The 2,272-nt window shown below is 45.1% G+C and carries 3 protein-coding genes; all 3 read right to left on the reverse strand.

Annotation, left to right across the window (positions count from 1 at the left end):
- Positions 1-369: hypothetical protein (locus Q668_RS17030; RefSeq protein WP_200861329.1), on the reverse strand; the 369-nt coding region annotated here is incomplete at its 3' end.
- 35 nt (positions 370-404) lie between these two features.
- On the reverse strand, positions 405-1,292 hold the full coding sequence (locus tag Q668_RS00555) for a hypothetical protein (protein ID WP_022987628.1): 888 nt from the start codon (positions 1,290-1,292) through the stop codon (positions 405-407).
- 176 nt (positions 1,293-1,468) lie between these two features.
- A partial coding sequence (locus Q668_RS00560; RefSeq protein WP_036218703.1) for a RelA/SpoT domain-containing protein occupies positions 1,469-2,272 on the reverse strand: 804 nt, incomplete at its 5' end.

Raw genomic sequence — 2,272 nt, forward strand, 5'->3', positions numbered from 1 at the left:
TACTTTATTTCGAATTAGTAAGCCTCCACCAGCCAGTGCTCCAGCAGTACCAAATGACGCACCCGCTAACGCCCCAGTACCGACGTTACCTAGAAAGCGCGAGGTATTCCAAGAGTAATTCCCTCTATACCATCCATAAACATACCCACCACCGCCGGTCAGCGATCCTATTCCACCACCGATAATCCATGGGGCAAGCGCACCTTCGGTATTCTTCATCTCCTCAGGCGTCAACACAGCCAGTTCCATAGATTGGCCATTGTCCATATTGAAGATCAGATTAGCATCTGCCAAATCATTACTACTAGCTGCGAATGCAGGTACAGAGATAGCACCACTCAAAAGGGTTGCGATAACTGCTTTTTTCATTTTTTACTCCATGTAAATTTAACAAAGGGGCTGATTTAAAAGGCATATAGCCAATTAAGTCTCAGGTCTGCCCCATTTTGCCCCGAGGCGTTTGCCTTGAAGGAAAAATTAAGTGTATTTCCCTTCGAGACTCCGTAGCCCAAACCGAGCGTTACATCCGTGCTCGTTCGGCGAAATCCTTGTTGTTTATCGTCATAGCGGTCTGCTTGACGGTTCATCCATTGAAATCCTGTAGTAAGTGTGACTCGATCATTGACCGCAAACGCCACCGAGGGCATCAGTAAGAAATAACTGCCTGTCTGAAAGCTAACACCACCATCATTGCGCTTCTGATTCCATTGTAAGGTTGATGTTACAGAAAGCACGACGGGATCAATCGCCCGATAGATCGTCATACCTAGCGCCCAGGATTTCCCCGAAGAACTACTTTGCTGATGCTTCTCATAAAGCGCGCCTTCGATAAAGCCGAGTAATGCGGGTGTATTGTCGTCTTGCGAGAATTGGTAATTCACACCAGCCCAGGAGTCTACAAAACGATTTTCGCTATCATTGTTTATCCCTGACAAATCGCTGGAACGTGCACTTCGATATAAATAACTGGCCCGCGTGTATACTTCCGCATCACGTGTCACCCCATATCTCACGCCCAACGTGGCAACAAGCACATCAGTGTTACCTTTGAACTCCCCGAACTTTGTTGGCAGTGTGATAAACGAAGTTTCGCCAGTTTGAATAACAATAGGCTCATCCGTCAGCAATTTTTGCCGATCACTATTGGAGTAAGACAGAGAGGTATCGAGCTTGATTTTTCCCTTATCAGTAATAAGGTCTTCAACAGTGAGAGGAAGATCAGCGATGGCGACAGGCGATATAATAAAGCACGAACTTGCAATACAAATACAACGAAGACTATCCATATCCATACTTCAAAAACATCCATTTTTTTATTCAACGATTCAGCAGCGAAACGAATACTAAATTAGTCAATTCGTAGCTGTCAACACCCCTAACGTTTGCAGCATGCGCGCCCATGGAATGGAGCCGAAGGCGCAATGTAATGGGCGTCGCCGTGCCTGCACTGGTTATAGAATTCCATAAATTATTTCATTTGCTGAATTTTCTTTCTAACTACTGCAATCTGTTTCGCAAAAAGTTGCGCATCAAGGAAGTAGCTCGGATATGCTTTTTTCAATGCGTTAATAGACTGCGATGTGACAAGCACTACTTGCAGATTAGCACCCTTGCTAACAGCGTCTTCCGCTTTCGAATAGTCGACATTGGCTTGATCAACATTTCTTTTGGTATAGGATTTGACGAACGCACGGCGCGTATCAAGGTTTAGCGTAATTAAGTGATAGTGCCCCCTTTTATGATCGTTCTCGATATGCTTGGCAACGACTCTGAAGCCCGATAGCTTATTTAAAACATCCAGCTCTTTTTCCTTCTTTAGCAACATATCGAAAACTTCGAAAGCGCTGTATCTATCGTGCTCTGGCACCCTAGGAGTGCTCTCAAGAATCGCAAATGCAGAACTAGCCAGCGTGAAAAACTTTAGCCATTCCTCAGGCCCCTCACTAGCCTTTAAGGAGTGGTTTAAGAACGTGCCCATAGTTTCAACAGCAGTAGCCCAAGCGTGTTGAATGACCGTTCTTATCTGAAGCTCGATCGAAAACCCGTTTCTGCATTTAAATATCATATGGACACTTCGATATCCTGAATCCTTAGGATAATTCGTGTAATCCTTTCCGCCTTTTACTATTGAAAAGACTCTCGTTCCCCTTTTGTATGCAGCCTCAATTTGTCTTACCTTTCTCATATCCTTAGCGACCGCACGAATACCACCAATATCCTGCATCCGAGCGAGCTGCATTCCTGGATTTCGCGTAAGCGTCCGCCCATCACA

Source organism: Marinobacter sp. ES-1 (assembly GCF_000475255.1).
Lineage (GTDB): Bacteria > Pseudomonadota > Gammaproteobacteria > Pseudomonadales > Oleiphilaceae > Marinobacter > Marinobacter vinifirmus.

Bases quoted from the DNA above. Each gene is read 5' to 3' on its own strand.
- Q668_RS00555 (WP_022987628.1), bottom strand. From the start codon at position 1,292: ATGGATATGGATAGTCTTCGTTGTATTTGTATTGCAAGTTCGTGCTTT.